The organism is Brumimicrobium sp. (assembly GCA_023957385.1).
In the GTDB taxonomy this organism is placed as follows: Bacteria; Bacteroidota; Bacteroidia; order Flavobacteriales_D; family Crocinitomicaceae; genus Brumimicrobium.
This window is the reverse complement of the sequence record JAMLGZ010000001.1, coordinates 2,087,647-2,108,270: the sequence shown is the minus strand read 5'-3', so window position 1 is coordinate 2,108,270 and position 20,624 is coordinate 2,087,647. Positions and strand designations below refer to the sequence as shown.

Below are 20,624 nucleotides of genomic sequence, written 5' to 3'. Positions count from 1 at the left end.
ATATGAATGAATGGGGTTTATTCTTTTCAGAGCCCAAAAAAGCAATTAAAAATGCTTTTTCATCATCGAAATATTATTCGAGAGAATACCATGCCCATAGCTCCTAAAACCATCTCAAGCTCAATTATTACTCAGGCTTCGTCCAACCTCATTGTATCATCAATTTTCTTTATTTTAGCTTTATTGGCTTCATTTTCAAAAAAATGGGGATGGGTATTTTTTGTTCCTGATTTTATGTATATTTGAAAGAAAAATAACGATACAATCGTATAGAGTTGGGTGCAAGTCAAAAAACCGAATTCAGCACTTAAATCTAACTGTAAATATTAATTTAGCGACTCAAAAGGAATAGAGCAAATATGACAAATCAGAAAAAAGCACCAATTAATAAAATAATATTCCCAATTCAAAGGTTTATCCAGCAAGAAAAATCAGGTGGCTTGGTATTAGGTATAGCGGTAATTATTGCACTCGCATTGGCTAATTCTCCATGGAATCATCAATACTTTGAATTCTTTGAACAGAAATTAGGATTGACATTAAACGGTGAATCTTACCTCAATCTAAGTCTTCATCATTGGATTAATGACGGGCTTATGGCAATTTTCTTTTTTTTGGTGGGGCTTGAACTGAAAAGAGAAATTGTCGCAGGAGAATTGTCAAAACCACGTAAAGCCTTATTACCCATAGTCGCAGCAATTGGTGGAATGGTGTTACCAGCTCTTGTTTATTTCTCTCTCAATTCAGTGGGTGAAGTTCATCATGGTTGGGGAATACCTATGGCAACAGATATTGCATTTGCCTTGGGAGTTTTATATTTATTAGGAGACAGAATTCCATTAACTCTAAAAGTTTTTCTTACCGCAGTTGCTATTGTTGATGACTTGGGAGCCGTTTTGGTTATCGCTTTCTTTTACACATCTAATATCTCAGTTATGAATTTAGGAATTGGATTGTTTTTTCTTCTATTAATGTTTATCGGCAACCGAATGGGTGTTAGAAATATTGTTTTCTATGCTATATTGGGTATCGTTGGTGTTTGGACTCTATTTCTTCTGTCTGGAGTTCACGCAACAATTGCAGCTGTTTTAGCAGCGTTTATGATACCAGCAGATGTGAAAATAAAAGAAAATACTTATATAGCTAGGCTAAAGAAACATTTGTCGCAATTTAAAAATGCAGACCCTAATAATCTTCCTACCGTAACCAATGAACAACTTTATATTATAGAAAGAATATCTAAAGACAATAAAAAGGCAACTCCTCCTTTGCAAAGATTAGAACATGCCATGCACCCTTTTGTAACGTTCATTGTTTTACCCATTTTTGCCATTGCCAATGCAGGTGTTACATTATTGGATATAAATAGTGAACACTTATTTGGGTCTAATGTTGCCTTGGGAGTTGCTTTAGGGCTGTTAGTTGGTAAAGTTGTAGGTGTAGTTGGTTTTACTTGGCTATGCGTCAAGCTAAAAATTGCTCCTTTTCCTAAAGGCATGAATCTTAGAAATCTCTTTGGACTAAGTTTATTGGCTTCCATAGGTTTTACCATGTCCTTATTTATTACACAATTAGCTTTTACTCATGAAGAATATCAAATGCAAGCTAAAATCGGAATATTCGTTGCTTCAATTATTGGGGGTGTTTTAGGATATACCGTTTTAAAAAGAAATGCTGAAAAAATTGTAAAGGAATGAAATTTCCACGATCATCCGGCTATTTAACTAAAGTTCAGTACATCGTTTATATCGTTGCTGTCTTGGTTTTGTTATCGGAATTCGGGTTTGAATTGCCGGGTTGGACTTTCCAACCCATTTTATTTTTCTACATTGGCATACTTGTACTTTCTTTTCTATCTACACCGGCTAAATACATTTTTGAAGGGAAAAAATTTGTGATTCGTGCCTTTATTTTCGACTTGGTCAGTATGCTCTTTATTGGCTATTGCCTTCATAAACAATATCAAGTCGGTCTATCGGGCATTTCATCATGGATTCGGTTAGGGGTAATCATTAAAGTAATTCGGGAAATAGCCCCATTGGATATAAACTATAAACGTTCGTTTTTAAGACCTGCCCAACTTTTCGTCATTACATTTTTAGGATTAATTTTCTTAGGGGCTTTGCTCCTAATGTTGCCCAAAGCTACTTATTCAGGCATTTCATTTATTGATGCATTGTTCACTTCAACCAGTGCCGTTTGCGTAACGGGACTTATTGTCGTAGATACCAGCTCTTACTTTACTACTTTCGGTCAAACAATTATTATGTTCTTGATTCAAGCGGGCGGTTTGGGTATTTTGACTTTTGCCAGTTTTTTCAGCTATTTTTTTAAAGGTGGAGCAACCTATGAAAATCAAATTGCCATGGGCGATTTATCGGGAGCAGGAAAAAATATGGGTAAGGTATTCAAGACTTTACAAAGGATATTAGGTATTACGCTGTTTATTGAAGCAGTTGGAGCCGTTCTGATTTATTTTAATATAGATGCTTCACAATTTTCATCAGATAGAGAAGAAATATTTTTTGCTGTTTTCCATTCTGTTTCTGCTTTTTGCAACGCAGGATTTTCCACGCTTCCCAATAATATTATGCAAAGCGGATTTATTAATAACTATGCTTTCCAGTTAATATTAATCGGTCTTTTCGTTTTTGGAGGATTGGGCTTCCCCATAGTTACCAATATTTTAAAGTATCTCAAATATATTCTAAGGAGGTACTTTTTTTGGTTTTATACGCACCAAAAGAAATATACACCTTGGGTCTTAACCTTGAGCAGTAAACTAAGCTTAATCACCGTTTTCTTTTTGATTATTATCGGAACTTTATTTATCTATTCCAACGAATTTTACAATGTTTTAGCTCCTCATAAAGGAATTGGGAAATGGATTACGGCTCTATTTACGGCAACCAGCCCAAGAACTGCCGGCTTTAATACCATTGATTATGGTCAACTGCATACAGCTTCTATATTGGTTATCATATTGCTGATGTGGATTGGTGCTTCTCCCGCTTCGACAGGTGGTGGTATAAAAACAAGTACCTTTGCCATTGCAACTTTAAATTTTCTTCAATTGGCCAGAGGAAAAAATAAAATAGAAATATGGCGTAGAGAAATTGCCGAAATAACCATAAAAAGAGCCTTTGCTATCATGACCCTGTCATTAATCGTTATTGGTACAGGCGTATATTTGATTGCCTACTACGACCGGGGATTAAAGTTAATAGACATAGTTTTTGAATGTGTTTCGGCTTTTAGCACCGTTGGATTGTCATTAGGCATCACAGCAGATTTAAACGAAATTGGAAAAATAGTCATTATTACCATTATGTTTATCGGTCGAATTACCACATTAACCTTTTTAATTGCCTTCCTTAAGAGAGCAAAATCGTTAAACTATCGGTATCCAACCGAAGAAATTTTAATAAACTAACAAAGATGAAATTTATAATAGTAGGATTAGGAAATTTTGGAGCTTCATTAGCCGAGAAATTGACGGAACAAGGAAATGAAGTCATCGGTATTGACCATAAAATGAGCAAGGTAACCGCATTAAAAGACACTATTTCCCACACCATTTGCATGGATGCCACCGATAAAGTAACCGTTGCCGACTTGCCGTTACAAAATACGGATATAGTCGTAGTATGTATTGGAGAAGACAGAGGGGCAAACGTGATTGTTACGGCTCTTTTCAAAAATTTAGGTGTTAAGAAATTAATCAGTCGTTCCGTTGATTCTTTGCATGAAAATATTTTGAAAGCCATCGGGGTTCATGACATTGTCAAACCGGAGCAAGAATCTGCCGAACGATGGGCAAAAAGACTTTGTTTAAAAGGAGTGATTAACTCTTTTAATCTCAATCCCTATTATAGTGTTATCGAGGTAAAAACACCTTCCATTTTTGTTGGAAAATCTGTTCAGGAAATAGGATTCAGAGAAAACTACAATGTCTTGATTTTGACAATCATACAACAAAAAGATAAATCGTCTTTTTTTGGAAAAAGTAAAGTTGACCACATTACAGGGATTCCCAAACCGGAAACTATAATTAAATCAGAGGATATTTTGGTAGTCTATGGAAGTGCCAAAGACTTACAGAAAATATTAAAAAGAAACGATGAATGACCTGCAACCCAACAAATGGTTTTGCAAGAGAGCGGGTTATCGTCTCCGTTCAAAGATTTTACTAAATTTGAAGTGTCGTCTTCGCTTGGAAGTTTTAGGTTAAAACCCGCTCCCTCGCAAAGCCGCGACCCGTTGAACTAAACCGACCAAGTCGGTAATTCCCAAAACATTCCATAACTTTTTGATTTCATTTTAAAAATATAAACATATATTCGACACATAAAATTACGCCTTATGAATACTCAATCTCCCATTTATCGGTTTGCTTCATTAAGAAATCCTGATTCTTCTTATTCTTCTGAGGATACAGAATATGTTATTTTGGAAACTCAATTAATTTCAGATTTAACTGACATCGTTGAGAGTAATATTTCCAAAAAAGAAAAATTGGAAGAATATAATAATATATTACAACAATTTGTTGCTTCGGATGACTTCATAAAATCAAAAAAACCTTTTAAAGATAATTCTATTTTTGAAGGAAACAGCACAAATATTATTGAACTTCTTTACAATAATATTGTTGTTAGAACACTTACTAAAAGTACGAATAATGAAATTTTCGGTTTATTAATCAGTAAATTTAAAGAGGAATATTTAAAAGACGGGGCGCATCCCACAAAAATAGAAGTAACATTACCTGAAAGCATTACACCTTCTTTCATTGGATTTATTGGTAAAAATGAAGAGCCCAAAGAAGATGATGATACCGAAAGAAAAGAGCTTCTTGCACGATTTAATGAATTATCGGAAATAGAAACACTTCTTGTTGAAGCAAGAGATAGTGCCATTATTTCGTTTCCTAAAAAAGGGAATATTAAGCGTTTAAATATTGAATACCTAAATCTTCTTTCATTTGTCGGTAAAGATAGCGTGAATTTAAAAGAAGCTAAAAGCGTGGTAAAAGAAGCAATCAGCACACAGGAAAAAGAAAGAGACACATCTAAAATATTTAACAGAACGTTAAACGATAACGAAAAATCATCCATCAACGATGAATTTAGAAATAGCCCCGAGTTAAACATAAGGATGTTATCATTATTAAATAAAGCAAAAAACTTAATAGATAAGCTAGAAGACCAGTCTGTTACAAACATTGAAAGAATTTCAACAATTAAAACTGAAAAATATGATTTAATATATACGGTTTTAAATACTACAAACATAACACTTGATGAGGCCTTTTCTTTAATTGAAACTGAAACAAAGAAAATAACCAATCAGTTAAAAACACTTATAAAAGAAAGTAAATATGTTTTAATAGGAACAAATTGGGTTAATGCAACCGATTTTCAACACGCTTATCTTCCGAATAATAAAGGTAACCATATTCACACAGAAGAAAACGGTTGTGATTTAAAATTTCCATATCAAATTGCAGATTTAAGAGTTGTGGAAACTGAAACCGTAGGCTACCTACCTGATGAAATTGCTCATATCAACAACACACAAAAAGGCGAAAAACAAATTAGGGAAACAAGGAGATTAAAGCGAATTGAATCCTACGAATCCTACTCAACAGATGAAGAAGTTTCAAGAGAAACAGACTCCCAATCTACGGAAAAATACAGTATGGAAAACGTATCTTCTGAAATTCAGTCAAAAGCAAATGAAGTTTCCGTTTACGCTTCGGCTTCGGCTAATTTTGGTCCCGTTTCTACGAGTGTGGATGCTGGTTTTTCCAATTCGACTTCAACTGTTAATTCAAGCATTGTCGCACAAAAGGAAGCAAAAGAAACTTTTCAACGAGTTGTAGATAGAGTTAGTAAACGAGTAAAAACGGAAAGAAGCACAACTACCATAGAGGAATATGAAGAAAAAATAACACATGAAATTGATAACAGTAATAATTTAACCAAATCTTACGTTTACAGATGGCTAAGTAAACTCGTTCGAGGTACTTTAAAAAACTACGGAAAACGATTGATATATGAGATAGATGTCGTACATCCTGCACATTATTATTTATCAAGAGTTTTACAAGACTCTTCCTCATCCATCTACATGCCAGAAGATCCAAGAAAAGCATCCATAGGAGGATTACCTGTTTTAACAATAGACAACATCAGAAGAGACAATTATCACATTTGGGCTATCGTTTACAAAATTGACATTGAACAACCTCCTTTGGAAAAAATTATTGTATCAGATTCTTTAAGTGGAGCCGAATCAACCTCCACTTCTAAAATGATTAATATACCTGATGATTATTATTGTAGAAATGGTTGGGCAAAGTCCTTTTATTCAAACGATGAGCCTGCTTCGATACTATTTTGCACAGTTGGTCTTGCTTCCTATGGTAGTTGGAATGACGGAGATCAATATTTCTGGTCGGGTCCAGATCTTTGGTTCAATCAAGAAACAAAACAAATTCCTGCTTCTGTTTTTGCTCAAAAAAAAGGATTTTATGTCAATATTGAAATTGAATGTCATCTAACAAAAGAAGCTTACAAAGCGTGGAAAATAAAAACCTATAATGCTATTGTTTCTGCTTATGAAGACTTACTCAACAAGGCGAATGAAGAGAAGGCATCCTTTGACCCAAATAGACCCGGAATTAATCCCGATAAAAAGCAACAATTGATAAAAGATGAAATTAAACGGGAAACCATTCGTAAAATGTTTAGATGTAATCCTTTTTGGCTGAAAGATAATTTTGTGGTAGGGAAAGAATATAATCCGAAATGTTGTACTGATGCACAAAATGCTTTAAAAGTAAAATTTATAGAAAACACTTTTGATTGGGAAAATATTACCTATCAATTTCATCCTTATTTCTATTCTGACAAAAACGATTGGGAAGACCTATTGAAATTAACCGATGATGATCCACACTTTGAAGCTTTTATGCAGGCCTCCTATGCAACAGTCAGAATTCCTGTATTTCGAGATGAATTAAAGGAAAGAGCAGCGATAAATTTCTTGCAATTTAATACAATTGCCAACTTTGATGTCGTACCAGGAGGATTTGACCCTTTATTATCTGAATTAGGAGACAACCAACCTACTAAATTTTATTACGACCTCGACGGAAATGAACTTCCTGAAGCTGTCGAAGTTATTGATTTAGGTGTTTTTAAAGTTCCGACCGATTTAGTCATTTTGGAATGTGGAAACAGCGACGGAGTGAAACCAATAGGTTTCCCACAAAAGGAATTACCTGATACAGATGTAAGTATCCCGAAACAGTATTCCCCTGCGATTATTGCAGATAGTTGTGATACCCTGCCTCCGTCAGAATAAAAACGAGCATTATGAGTACAGGAACAACAGGGAAAAAACTCCGAATAGAAGATTTGGAGTATCTTGTAATGGAGGGCGGTGGTGCAAGAGGGGCTGTCTATAATGGAGCAATTAAAGCATTAGAAAATCTTTTGTCTGAACGCTCAGATGCAGTTACTCATAGTAAATTAGGAGGACGCACAGCAGCACTATTGGATTACTGTAAAAAAGATGTTGAAAATGAACTGCCAATTATTCAAGGTATAGCAGGAGCTTCTGCGGGAGCTATCAATACTTTTGTATTGGCATTAGGATTGAACAACGAGGAAATTGATAAAGTTCTGGAATATGAATTTGATAATTTTTTGAAAGATATTGATGTTGGAAGATACCGAATGATTAATGGTAAAGGGGAACTTTCTATTGGCGAGGATAAAAAAAATAGAAACACAAATACAAAAGAATTAAGTGAATTGGAAAAATTCAAATTTTCATTCACAAATGTAGCTACTAAAATAGGAGACAATCCTTTAAAAAAAACACACATTCATCCGAAAGTTTTTAAAAATCTTGATAATTCCTTCTATATCTTAGTAAAATCGTCATTATATCGGGTTTTATTGAGAAAATAAGTCATATTGATCAAATATTTTAGGAGGTTTATCTCTTTTAATTTTCTTAGCGCCTTCAGAAATTGAGTCACACACATAATTCAAGGAGAGATAAAAAGGTAAACAAATTCTGATTTTTTCGACAAAATTAGAGAATGACTGTACTTTCTTTTTTGTGGTTCTACGAATCAATTCAAGTATAAGATATGAAATTAGAGCAATGTAAATTTGTGATTTTACAGCATTTTCACTCGTTCCAATAAATGTCTTTAATTGTAGATTTTGTTTAATTGCTTTGAAAAAGAGTTCAATATCCCATCGTTTCTTATACAAATCAGCGATTGTCCTAGCTTTCCATTCTAATTGATTTGTTATAATTTCAATTACTTTGTTTTCATCTGGTTTGTAAACATGTACTAATCTCAAATAATGCTGGTCGATACCACAATCTTTCGATTTCTGACCAGAAAGTTTGATAATTTCATCTTTTAAGATATCTTGATCATCGACTTCGGGTAATTCTATTTCTTGAATGGTTTCATAAACAGTGTTGTTTTTTATTCTTGTAACAAAAACATTTTCTGCTTGTATTCGATTTAACATTAATTGAAAATCAAAATAGCCTCTGTCCTCAACGATTATGGTGTTTTTTGGAAAAATAAGTTGAGATAAACCATAGCGATCATGCATTTTGGCTTCAGTTATATTTATCATATCAGGAATCATTAAATAATCATCCCAACAAGTGTGGATTTTAATTCCTCCTTTAGCTGTCCGAAATTTTGCCCAATCAAACATCGATAAACAGAGGCTAATTGTGGTGCTATCAATGAGTTTAATTTTTTGGTCTTTAATTTCCTCAATGATTTTGCTTTGATGTTTAGTTGCTAAAATGCGTTCATAGTGTTTTAAGAGTCTAAAATATAGCGTTTCATAGATTTTCCAATTCCGCTTTTTATTACCGTCGCTCATTGTTGAACGTGCAGGACTTTGTAATAAGCCTAAGTCCTTAATATACGTCTCATTCACACCTAAACCAATAGAAATATCGCTTAATGTTAAACATTTATTCAGCTGTCCGAAAGTCATTGCCACAAACTGGTCGTAAGTTTTATATTTACTACAGCCTTTGTCACCTTGAAACTGTTTGGAGCAAGCCTCCAACATCCAACGAGGTACGAAATCTATTATTTGGCGAATTAAAGGTTTGTTATTATTTTTGCATCGTCTGAAAAGTCCCATAAAATTTGTTTTTTAGTCGAAACCAAAAATAAAGGATTTTTCAGACATTTTTTTAAATTTCAAACTTTCGGATAGTTGTGATATTGAGGTAAAGACTGAACCATATTTTAATGAAAAAACTTTCGGTTTAGACATCAAAAAAATCATTCTTTCAATGCTTAAATTTAATTTTAAGAACGGTGTCTTTATTTCTGTTAACATTCACAATATAGAAGAACTTTGTCATGCTTTAAGAGAATACATTTTTTCTGATTATGTAAATAAAAATAAGTTTGATATTGATATTTTAAAGAATATTTATCTATTCCACTCAGAAGATGCAAAAGAGTTTTCTTACCACTCTTTTCATGATATTCTACACGGTGAATTTTGAAATTGAGCATAAGGGGTACTCCAGAATGGAATTTAAACTTCTGGCTTACTCATATATCATCTATGGAAAGTATATTAAAATCTAAAATAATGGCGGAAACCGAAAAGCCTTACGAGTAGGTAAAATTAAAATTTAAGTAAAATGAAAAAAGTAACAGTAATTTTCGGGGCATTATTTTTTGCTCTATTTATGATGACAAGTTGTGGGGGGAAAAGCAGTAGTGAATCAGATTTCGATAAAACAATTGAACAATTGGATGAAATGAGAAACTTAACTGATTCCAACCTTGATGATTCTGATGAGTCAAGTACATCAGATGAAAGTAGTGATGTATTAGAAGAAGAAAAATTATCTTCTTCATCTGGAAGTGATTGTGATGAGTTCCTTAAAGGTTATGAGAAATTCATGGATAAGTATATCGCAATAGTTAAAAAACAAAAGAACAATCCCACAGATATGTCAATAATGTCTGAATATTCAAGTATGATGTCCGAAGCATCAGAATGGGCAGATAAAATAACCGATGATTGTGCTAATAACCCAGATTTTATGGCGAAATACACAAAAATTCAAATGAAAATTGCCAACGCAGCCTCAGGTATATAGTTTTTAATCGAGTGAGTGGGAAACTTCCCACTCATTTTAAAACAAATAACATGAAAAAAATAATTTTAATAGGATTAGTTTTAATGACTGTATCTATTGCATTTTCACAATCTAAAAATGAGCAAATAGAAATATTAGACCATCAATTAGATAGTATAACAACAGTAATCCATCAAGCACGTCAACAATATAAAGATGACAAAAAGAAATTAGAAGATAATATTTCAGAGTTTAATTTGATGATTGCCAACCTTAAAAAACAAATAGAAACTATTGATAATACAATTACCGAATCAGAAAAAACAGTTGAAAGTTTGGATAATGAGATTGATAAATTAAAAGCAGAAATAAAGGATTTAAAATCCAGTAAGAAAGAAAGCCTTAACGGTACTTTTAAAAACGCTTCTGGTAATATTATCATAATTTCTAATCACAATTCAACAAGCTTTCATGCAAAATTACTTTTTAAAGAAAAGAATGGACCTTGTCAAGGAATGGATGATATGGAAGAATCTGTTACAATAGATAACGATTCATTTAATAAAGAAGAAAAAACAACTAACTACCATTCCGATGAATATATGTTGTACTTTACAATCTATCAAGGCGATTTCAACAAAATCAGATGTGAACCTGCTGTAGAATTCCTTGGAATGGATTGTGGCGGTATGTTTGATTCAGAATTCACTAAACAATAATCTATAATATCATGAAAACAATAATATACATAATAACTTGTATTTTGATGGCTACAACAAGTTTTGCACAATCTAAAAAAGTTATCATACAACAGAAAACAGCAGAATTAGATAGCTTAACGCAAGTTTATAATAATGAAAAGGTAACTCATCAAAATGAAATTAAAAATTTGGACAGCACTCTTCAAAAATTAATGAGTAAAGCTAGACACACACAAAATAGATTAGATTTAGAAAACTCTAAAAGATTGAATTTGTCCGATGAAATAAAATTTAAGCAATCTGAAATTAAAAATTTGAAGTCTAAAATTAAGAAATTAGAAGATGAATTAAAACCTGAAATTCCAGAAAAACTCTGCTTTAGTTTGACAACAAATACTCTTGAAGAGGTTATCGAAATTCATTTTTCCCCAAAAGGAAACATAATAAGAGTTCAAGGAACAATCATGGGCGAAATCAATGATGAAGAAAATGGATACTATACTTCTTATTATTCCGATTTCCAAGGTGAAATGAACGGAGATATTCTAAATGTAAATGTTATGACAGAAATAGAAGGCTATGAAGAAGAAGATAAAGAAGAATGGGATATAAGTAAAGATTTGAGTACACTATCACGTTTCAATGGCGATAAAAAGTATAAAAACACTTCAGACAATTGTAAATAGATTTTTGTTCTATACCTATAGACAATACTTATTTTTTGGCTAAAAATCGACAGAATTCGCAGTTTCTAATATAGTGAATTATAACAAATTTTTCTTACTTTTGTACCTATGCCCGAACAGCAAAATATAGAATACAAAAGTACTTGGCACGATGATTACCTAAAATGGGTTTGTGGTTTTGCAAACGCACAAGGTGGCGTTATCTTTATCGGAAAAGATGATAATGGAAAAGTTGTAGGAATTTCGGATTACAAAAAACTTATGGATGATATTCCCAATAAAATCCGTAACGCCATGGGAATTACTGTTGAGGTGAATTTACATGAAGAATCCGAAAAGTATTTTATTGAAATTGTAACAACTCCCTACTCCGTTCCTATTTCTTTGCGTGGAAGATATTATTACCGTAGTGGTAGTACCAAGCAGGAATTGACAGGAAGTTCACTCAACGAATTTTTATTAAGTAAATCTGGTAAAACTTGGGATGGTATTGTTGAACCTGATGCAACTTTTGATGATATTGATGAAGAAACAGTTCAACATTTTTTAAAGGAAACTCAAAATTCGGGCAGACTGCCAATCGATAAGGATTTAACAACTAAAGAACTTTTTGAGAAACTACGTCTAAGTAAAAAAGGGCAATTAAAACGAGGTGCAATTGTACTATTCGGAAAAGATCCGGGTAAGTTTTATCCAAATATTTTTGTCAAAATTGGTCGTTTTGGAAAAGATGATGCCGATTTACTTTTTCAAGAGACGGAAGAAGGAAATTTGCTAAACCTTTCAAAAGCTGTTTTAAATCAATTATCACATAAATTCTTGATTAGAAATGTTTCATTTGAAGGTTTATATCGTAGAGAAACGTCTGAATATCCGATAACAGCACTAAGAGAAGTGATTTTGAACGCCTTAGTTCATAGAAACTATATGGGAGCACCAACTCAGATTCGAGTTTATGACGATAAAATCACATTTTGGAATGATGGTAAATTAACAGATGAGCTTTCCTTAGAAGACCTTAAAAAAACACATTCATCAAAACCTAGAAACCCAATAATTGCGGATGTTTGTTTTAAAGGAAACCTCATTGATGCTTGGGGTCGTGGAACGATTAAGATTATAGATTCTTGCTTGGATAATCAATTGCCAGAACCTGAATTGGCAGAACGTGATGGTGGCTTTTTAGTAACATTATTCAAAAATAACTTAACCCCAGAACAGCTTATAAAATTAGATTTAAGTGAACGACAGATTAAAGCCATTGAATATGTCAAAGAAAATGGAAAAATCACAAATAAAGAGTATCAAGAATTATTTCAAGTAGCGAGGAATACCGCTACAAGAGATTTAAGAGAATTGGTAGAAAAAGAAGTGCTAAAATCATCTGAAACTAAAGGAGCAGGCTCATTTTATGAACTCTAAATATAATTGCACCATAATTGCACCAATTGCACCATGATTGCACCATAATTGCACCAGACAAAAAATAAATGTCCCAATTTCGCAAGCACATTTGCAATTATTCACGTCTTGTTTGTTTTTATTGGTGTTCGTGAACTTCGTTTCACACATGCCAACGCTCAATCCAAAAATTGCAAAAGAGCTTGCTTTCACCTTCGAATAAAAATTGTTTTCCCCTCTCTAAAAAATAAAAATAAGGTGTTCTGTAAAAATTAAAGATAATGCGTTGAAATCTGGCAAGCCTACAATCGAGTAGACGGCTCCGCCCAAAATGGAACGGAGTGCGCCTCTCACACCACCGAGCATACGGTTCACGTACTCGGCGGTTCGCAAGTTGATGGGTTCAATGCAATGTAAACTTCTGATAGTGAAACATAACCACGTCTTCGTAATCGTTCCAAGGTAATGGTTGTACCTAAAATAGGGCTTTGAGCTATCGTCCAACCTCCTTTTCGTGTCATGCTCCAGCGTGTGGCATCTCTTTCGCTTGCTCCTAATTTAATAAGATTAGCTCGTTTTCTTCGCCACTTTTTCCAGTCGTGCCAAATACAATACCTTAAACGATTACGTAACCAACCGTCTAAGTCTCGGAGCTTACCTTGGATACTCGTACCTCGAAAATAGGTTAACCATCCTCGTTGTACTTCTTTTATCTTCGTAATTCGCTCATCGAAGCTCATCGGCGTTGTTTTCCTTGTAATCGTTTTCAAGGTTTGTTTTAAGCGTTTCCATGCTTTCTCCCCTACTACTAATTGGTATTTCCCTTTGTCTCCTTTCTTGTAAGTTGGTACGAAGCCGAACCCAAGTATTACAAACTGAACAGGTTTTCGTATTCCACTCTTTTCCTCATTCAGCGTGAGTTTTAGTTTGGTTTTCAGAAAACTTGAAATTGCTTTCATTGTCATTATTGCTTGTATTCGTGATGTGCAGTAAATGCTAAAATCATCGGCATAACGTACAAATTTGAGTTTCCGTCTTGTTAATTCTTTATCCAACTCGTTGAGTAAGATATTAGATAACAATGGGCTTAAAGGTGAACCTTGTGGAACTCCTCTTCTTCTCTTTTGTAATTTACCCTTGATTTTAATCGGTGCTCGTAACCATTGACGTACAAGTTTTAGTGTTTTAGGGCATTTTACCTTTTGGTACAGTAGGTTTAAGAGTAAGCAGTGGTCAACTTCATCGAAAAAGGTTTTTAAGTCAATGTCCACAATATAAGTTCTGCCCTCGTGAATGTATTGCATCGCTTTGCCTACGGCTTGGCGGGCATTCTTGTTGGGTCTAAAACCAAAACTATTTTCATTGAAATCCCTTTCCCAATGTTGCATTAAAGCCTGTGATACTGCTTGTTGGAGTAATCTATCCTTTACCGTTGGAACTCCTAACAGACGTGTTTTTCCATTTCCTTTCGGAATTTCTACTCCAAGAATGGGTTGAGACAAGTAGTTTTCGTCTTTTATTGAGCGGATAATAGCATCCTTTTCCTTTCGGAATACTTCCGAAAGTTCAGAGATTTTCATGCCGTCAATACCTGCACTCCCCTTATTGACAACAACTTGTCGTAAGGCTTTTTGCAGGTTGTAAGGATGTACTACTTGTTCGACCATTCTTAATTTACATTTTATTTAACCTGTTCACGTTTCGGGTGGCTATCTTTCAATTCCATTCCGAATTGTGAACCAACTTGCGTTCAGTCCTTCCTTTGTTTGTGAGACCTCTAAACTTTTCTTCACTTTTCATTTAGCTCGTTGCTACAAAGTACTATGACCTCTGCTGACTTCTTGGCATATAGAAACCGAATCTATTCCAAGACCTCCTCTGGTAAGAGCATTTTCCTTCATCCAATCCCTGGTACATCTACATCATGAAAATCATCTCTGCGATGAGTCAGCGTTCGATTGCTGATGTTGGACGTCGTATTGCTGTGGATACTCATCCTTTTCATAATGCCTCTTATGTACTTTCTGTTCGTCAGTACCGGATTTTGCAGTCTCGCTTCCTTTAGTCCTAACCTCACGGTTAGCAACCTTGCGACTTGCTACACTTCGGGTCGTTACTCCGCGTGGTAGGGACTTTCACCCTCTGGAAATTTGAAGCATCACACTAATGTTTGTTATCACAAAATAAATTTGTATTTTTGAATTTTTATGATAGCTTACACTAGCGTGTGCTTCTGCTCATGCAGAGCACACACAATCGGTTTGCCAAAAGCGGCAATAATTGCTTCGATTTAAAGATTTTTGTTAAATTTGAAGTTATCGCATCGTTTGAAGATTTTGGCTAAAATGCCGCCTTCGGCAAGCCGTGGAAACGTTATGGGTTATTAAACGAACGCTCAACAATAGCAAAGGACAGCAACTTATGCATAATAATTGAAAAAGGCTATCTGGTTGAATCAAGACTTAATATAGACCATAATTTCTTAAAAAAGAAGGAAAAGGTTTCCTTATTTGATTGTTTTTTATTAATTTAATAAATTAAAACTATGAAAACGAAAAGTATAATATCAATGATTATGGGCTTTGTGTTATTAACTAGCACTAGTTACGCCCAAAAAGTCTATATAAACAAAGACTGGGAAGATGCGACAGGTACAGTAGGCGCAATACAGCGAACAGCCTCGGCAATTGACAACAATAAAAATTTAATTGTTGTTAGCAATACCATTAATGCATCGAATAATACGGATGTATTAATTACAAAGTACAATCCTGAAGGCACCATTTTATGGCAACAAACCTTTGATGGTTCGGGGCATGGAAATGATTATGGTGTCCAATTAAAAATCAATAATTCCAATGAGATTTTTGTTGTAGCGGCCCTACAAGAAAGCACAAATTTAGATTTTGGAGTATTAAAATACTCTCCTAATGGTAATCTAATTTGGGGAAATACTTGGAATGGATCAGCAAATGAAATAGATATACCTGCCGATATTGGAGTTGACACCAATGGTGATGTGTATCTTGTTGGTGGTACAGAATCCACAAATAGCTTTTCGGATTATGCTATTGTGAAGTTTGATGCTGATGGAGATTATTTATGGCATACAACGTATGATTATGCAAATTTACACGATGCCGCAACCAGTATAAGTTTTAGTGGAAATAGACTTGTAGTGTCAGGAGCATCAGCATCAGCGCTTACTAACTGGGATTACGCAACCCTTCTGGTAAATAAAGAAGACGGTGGAATTCTAGACACGAAAAGAACATCGGTACCTGGTGTAGGTTTGGATAATGTTGTCGCAGTTACTACCGACAATAATAACAATACTTACATAACAGGATATGTAGAAGAAAATGGGAACAGAAACATTCAAACCTTAAAGATTAATTCGGATTTTGAACTTGAATGGGTTAAGAATTTTGATGGTGGTTTAGAAGATGTAGGAAAGGCTATCGGAGTTGATGATTTTGGAAATGTGTATGTGGTTGGTACTAAGAAAAATGCAAATGGAGGGAAGGATTATATTACTATAAAGTACGACTTAAATGGAACGGAACTTTGGAGTAGAGAGTTTGGGTCGGGAGGAGGTGAAATTAATGCAACTGCTGAACACCTCTCAATTACCAATACTGGAGATATTTTAATAACTGGAACATTAGATAATGAAGGAAATAAAGAGTTTGCAACTATCAAATACCAATCTAGTGGAGATTTGGAGTTTGTTCAAAAATATGATGCAGGAAATCATAATAACGAATCGAAATCGATTGTAGTCAATGATGATGCAATTTATGTTACTGGATTAGTTGAAAAAAATGGTGAGATTAAAAATGCAACAGTAAAATATTCGGAAGGCAGAAGAATCGTAGAACCAAGAATAATTGATGGTATAGAGTCACATGTAAAACATGAAATTATTGTACGCTTTGATGTGTCTGTAATGAATATAGACGCAGTCGATAAAAACGGATTTAACTTTGGTTTGCTATCTGATTTTGTACAGCCAAGTGTAATTAGTCAATTAGAAAATGTTTATCCTAATGTTGCTTGGAAACGAGTGTCAGCGTATAAAATTTTTAAACATTTCACATCTTCAGATACTACTTTTATCAATAGATTAGGTGATGAAGTGGAAATTGCACCCTTTTGGGCTATACTTCTTATTAATGTTGGAAAAGAAAATGAAGTGGACGTTTGTAATGCACTCAATGCCGATCAAATAATGTTCCCGACTATAAAATATGCACAAACCAATGGAATAATTGTTCCCACAACAGATGACCCCAAATATTCATTACAAGAATCTTTAATGTCAACTAACCATCCTGATGGACATATAAATATAGAACCAGCATGGGCAATTGAAACAGGCTCTGATAAAATTAAAATTGGTGTGTTAGACTCTGGTATTAAATGGGATCATGAAGATTTTGGAGGATTCTTTAATGGTTCTGCATCTAAAATTAAAGGAGGATACGATTATCAAATAGATCAAAGTTTACAGTACACAGCAAATCATGGAGATCCAATAACGCAAGGAATAGAAAATGGACATGGGACAAAAGTAGCAGGAATAATTGGTGCATTAAGAAATAACACAATGGGGATTTCAGGAATAGCTGGAGGTAATTGGCCTTATGCTAATGTTATCCCTGGAGATGGCACACAGCCAGATCCAAATCCTGCCGAACATAATATAGGTGTCTCAATTCACGGGTTTAGAGCGGTTACGATTGGTCTATCAGCCGCAGAAGTAACAGCCGCTATGCTAGACGCATCCACTTGGACAGCTCTATATCCAGAATCTATGGATATTATCAACAACAGCTGGGTACGAACCGTTCCATATTTGGACGAAATTCCTCAAACTTGGGATTTATTTAAAGATGCTCAACGTCAAATATTTAGAAACGGAGTAATTAATGTTTGTAGTAGAGGTAATTTCGGAGATTCAAAAAGTCGTTATCCTCAATATGCCGAACGTGAAGAATGGGTGATAAGTGTAGGTGGAAGTAATAAAGATGGATATAAGCACTCAAGCTCTTCCTTTGGTGATGATGTTGATTTAATAGCTCCTTATGATGTAGATATTGTATATACCATAGGAAATAATTCCACTAACGAGTATACATCATTTTCAGGAACATCAGCAGCAGCTCCACATGTTGCAGGCGTTGCGGGATTAATGCTGAGTCATATTGACCATCAACCTTCTACACCTAATAATTTAGCTCCTGATGATATTGAATTTTTATTACAACGATATGCGCGAGATATAGTACCCGATTTAAATCATCAAGAATATGAAATTGGTTATGATGACTTATCTGGTTGGGGTCTTTTAGATGCTGGAGCAGTAATGGAAAAAATTGATAGGACACAATATATTGTAAAACATATCAAAAAGGAGGTAGTAGTACCTACAAACTTATCAAGTGTACCTCATATAACTGGAGATTTATTCTTTAGTAATTACGAAAAACCTTTTGGCAAGTATTATGGTACGATGTATGAGCTTTCTTATACATTGCAAAACAATCTAAACCAAGGGGATGTGATACTAGATAGTTGGCCTCTCAACAGTTATACAACCTTACTTGATAATACAATTAATCCACAACCAACATTTGTAAATATTGAAAATGCCAACTATATTACAAATATGAATAACACAAGTGGGGATATTCGTGGAACGATAGTACATTTAACAAAAGACAAAAATGGTAATTCTATTGATTATTGGTATCCAGCATCTCCAGGTGCTTTAGTACGGGTTGGATATACACTTCACCTACAATCTGCTTATGCAGGGGTAAATGAGGAAGGTAATCATGCGTTTAACTTATCATGTTATCCAAACCCTTCAACAGACGATGTAACTATCAGTTTTTCTCTTCCAGATTATGCACAAGTTCAAATAGAGGCTTACGACATCAACGGAAGACTTGTTTATTCAAGTGAAAAAACTGATTATTCTGCAGGTCAGAATTTAGTTACAATCTCTTCTAACAATTGGACAAAAGGCATGTATTTTTTAAATCTAAAAGCAAATGAAACAGCTCAAACAATTAAGTTTATTAAGCAGTAGTTTGTGTTTGGTTCTTATCCTTCTTGCATGCAAGAAGGATAAGACTCCAAGCTATCCTATACTAAATAACAATGAAACCCCATGTGAAAGTTTCAATTGGGGGCAGGAAATAATAACTCAAGATGAATATTATGGAGATACTTCATATTTTGAACCATGTTTTAGTCCATACACAGACGATGAATTTATTTATGTGAGACGAATTTCAGGTAAACCATTAGAGCTGGTAAAACATACAATCTCAACCAAAAATGATGAAGTATTATGTACTTCGTCCGACACTGGAGGATTGCCCTTAGGCTCGCCTGATTGGGGGAAACAAGGAAAAATCATTTTTAATGTTGGAACCGGTAGCTCAGGTATCGGATATATGATAAACGATGATGGAAGTGGATTACATCAATTCTTACCATCTAATGTGAGTTTTACTGAGCCTAAGTTTAATGGACAAGGAGATAAGATTGTTGCTGGAGGGAAAACCTTATCAAGTACACATAGCCCTATCTACAATCTATTTGGAGAAGTTGTTGATTCCTTTGCATTTCGTATTCAATCTAACAAATATGGTGTTGGGGGTCCGTTATGGACTAATGGGGAATTTATCGATGGTCTCTTAAGTTATATAGACTTTAGTAAATCTCCATTTGAAAAAGGGTTATGTTATCTTCAGTCTGATACTATTGTAAATTCTATTCTTATAACAAACAATCCTAACGGATATGCAGTAACAGACGTTGATAAACATCAGAACCTTATTTATTATGTCATATACGGTTTAGGTTTTTATCAATACAATGAAACAACAGGTTCAACCAAACTTTTGCAAGAGATGTGTGATACAAGAAAGATATTGCACATTAGTGTTTCTCAATTTTCGGGTAATATACTGATAGAAGAAATGCACAACTCAAAGCTTAGTGAGGCGGGTGGAGTTTTAATTCAGCCAAATATTTATTTATTAAATCCTTATACTATGCAGAAAACACCAATATTGGTAAAAAAATAACAACCCCATAACATCAAATAAGCACCAGCCACAATAAACGCTTCGGACAATGCTTTTTGTAAAGTTAAAATTTGTATCTTCGTTTAGAGTTTAACATAAAAATGTGGCCGTTGCCTATTTGAGAACCGTTATGAGGGAATAGTCCACCACAGATAGGAACGTCCCCACGTTATTGTACGTGGATTTTTTATTTTTTTCAACATTTCATCCGTTTTGTAGTAAGTTATTAGCAGAAAATATTTTATCATTTTTCTGCTCTAAAATCTGTGCGGGTAAACCGTGCAAATATCTCTTTTAGAGTATTTGTGACGTTGACACGTCCACAGATTTTAGTTTAAATTAACGAAAATAAACTAGAAAGTCAATAGTTTACTAAAAATAAAAAGTACATCATTGATTATTTTTCTTGTTCTATCCTTCGTTAATTAATCACTTACCAAAACGGATGAAAGTTGTTTTTTTAATTGGTAAAATCCCCTACCGAGTTCAAACAGACTCCTATGTCAAACATAAGAGCAATTCGACCTCGGAACAATAGCGTGAGGTCGGCTGTATTTATTTCTGGGTGAACT

15 protein-coding genes are annotated in these 20,624 nt (G+C 34.2%); 13 read left to right on the top strand and 2 right to left on the bottom strand.

Annotated elements, in window-relative coordinates:
* The first annotated feature begins 6 nt into the window (after window positions 1–6).
* The 6 genes from M9897_09295 (at window position 7) to M9897_09270 (ending at window position 7,982) form a co-directional block, all read left to right on the top strand.
* Complete coding sequence (locus M9897_09295) at window positions 7–246, top strand: hypothetical protein (protein ID MCO5269075.1); 240 nt, start codon at window positions 7–9, stop codon at window positions 244–246.
* A gap of 113 nt (window positions 247–359) precedes the next feature.
* Window positions 360–1,697: a Na+/H+ antiporter NhaA gene (gene nhaA, locus M9897_09290; protein ID MCO5269074.1), complete on the top strand. Its 1,338-nt coding sequence runs from the start codon at window positions 360–362 to the stop codon at window positions 1,695–1,697.
* Window positions 1,694–3,433: an ATPase gene (locus M9897_09285; protein MCO5269073.1), complete on the top strand. Its 1,740-nt coding sequence runs from the start codon at window positions 1,694–1,696 to the stop codon at window positions 3,431–3,433. Before nhaA ends, M9897_09285 begins: the two co-directional genes overlap by 4 nt.
* 5 nt (window positions 3,434–3,438) lie before the next feature.
* Window positions 3,439–4,128, top strand: a complete 690-nt coding sequence (locus tag M9897_09280; protein ID MCO5269072.1) for a TrkA family potassium uptake protein — start codon at window positions 3,439–3,441, stop codon at window positions 4,126–4,128.
* A gap of 234 nt (window positions 4,129–4,362) precedes the next feature.
* Entirely contained in the window at window positions 4,363–7,371 is a 3,009-nt protein-coding gene (locus M9897_09275; GenBank protein MCO5269071.1) for a hypothetical protein, read from the top strand.
* An 11-nt stretch (window positions 7,372–7,382) separates the two neighbouring features.
* On the top strand, window positions 7,383–7,982 hold the full coding sequence (locus tag M9897_09270; GenBank protein ID MCO5269070.1) for a patatin-like phospholipase family protein: 600 nt from the start codon (window positions 7,383–7,385) through the stop codon (window positions 7,980–7,982).
* Here M9897_09270 and M9897_09265 read toward each other — a convergent pair.
* Window positions 7,968–9,203, bottom strand: coding sequence for an IS4 family transposase (locus tag M9897_09265; protein ID MCO5269069.1), 1,236 nt, complete (start codon window positions 9,201–9,203; stop codon window positions 7,968–7,970). The two genes, M9897_09270 and M9897_09265, sit on opposite strands and share 15 nt — an antisense overlap.
* Window positions 9,204–9,357: 154 nt before the next feature.
* Here M9897_09265 and M9897_09260 point away from each other — a divergent pair, with 154 nt between their 5' ends.
* From M9897_09260 to M9897_09240, 5 genes are all read left to right on the top strand, one after another.
* The gene (locus M9897_09260; protein MCO5269068.1) at window positions 9,358–9,576 is read left to right on the top strand and encodes a hypothetical protein; all 219 of its coding nucleotides are present in this window, start codon (window positions 9,358–9,360) and stop codon (window positions 9,574–9,576) included.
* Window positions 9,577–9,717: 141 nt separating this feature from the next.
* Entirely contained in the window at window positions 9,718–10,182 is a 465-nt protein-coding gene (locus M9897_09255; GenBank protein ID MCO5269067.1) for a hypothetical protein, read from the top strand.
* 50 nt (window positions 10,183–10,232) lie between these two features.
* A complete protein-coding gene (locus M9897_09250) occupies window positions 10,233–10,880 on the top strand; it encodes a hypothetical protein (protein ID MCO5269066.1) in 648 nt (215 codons plus the stop codon).
* Window positions 10,881–10,891: 11 nt separating this feature from the next.
* Window positions 10,892–11,548 carry a hypothetical protein gene (locus M9897_09245; GenBank protein MCO5269065.1) on the top strand — a complete coding sequence of 219 codons (657 nt, stop codon included), beginning with the start codon at window positions 10,892–10,894 and terminating at the stop codon, window positions 11,546–11,548.
* 108 nt (window positions 11,549–11,656) lie between these two features.
* Complete coding sequence (locus tag M9897_09240) at window positions 11,657–12,970, top strand: putative DNA binding domain-containing protein (GenBank protein MCO5269064.1); 1,314 nt, start codon at window positions 11,657–11,659, stop codon at window positions 12,968–12,970.
* Between the two features lie 350 nt (window positions 12,971–13,320).
* On the opposite strand, the gene ltrA is transcribed toward M9897_09240, so the two are convergent.
* Window positions 13,321–14,616 (bottom strand): group II intron reverse transcriptase/maturase, encoded by a 1,296-nt coding sequence (gene ltrA / locus M9897_09235; protein ID MCO5269063.1) that lies wholly within the window; start codon window positions 14,614–14,616, stop codon window positions 13,321–13,323.
* 878 nt (window positions 14,617–15,494) lie between these two features.
* Between ltrA and M9897_09230 the strand changes: the two genes are divergently transcribed.
* Both M9897_09230 and M9897_09225 read left to right on the top strand, forming a co-directional pair.
* Window positions 15,495–19,046, top strand: coding sequence for a S8 family serine peptidase (locus M9897_09230; GenBank protein MCO5269062.1), 3,552 nt, complete (start codon window positions 15,495–15,497; stop codon window positions 19,044–19,046).
* Window positions 19,009–20,052, top strand: a complete 1,044-nt coding sequence (locus M9897_09225; GenBank protein MCO5269061.1) for a hypothetical protein — start codon at window positions 19,009–19,011, stop codon at window positions 20,050–20,052. Before M9897_09230 ends, M9897_09225 begins: the two co-directional genes overlap by 38 nt.
* Window positions 20,053–20,624 lie beyond the last annotated feature (572 nt).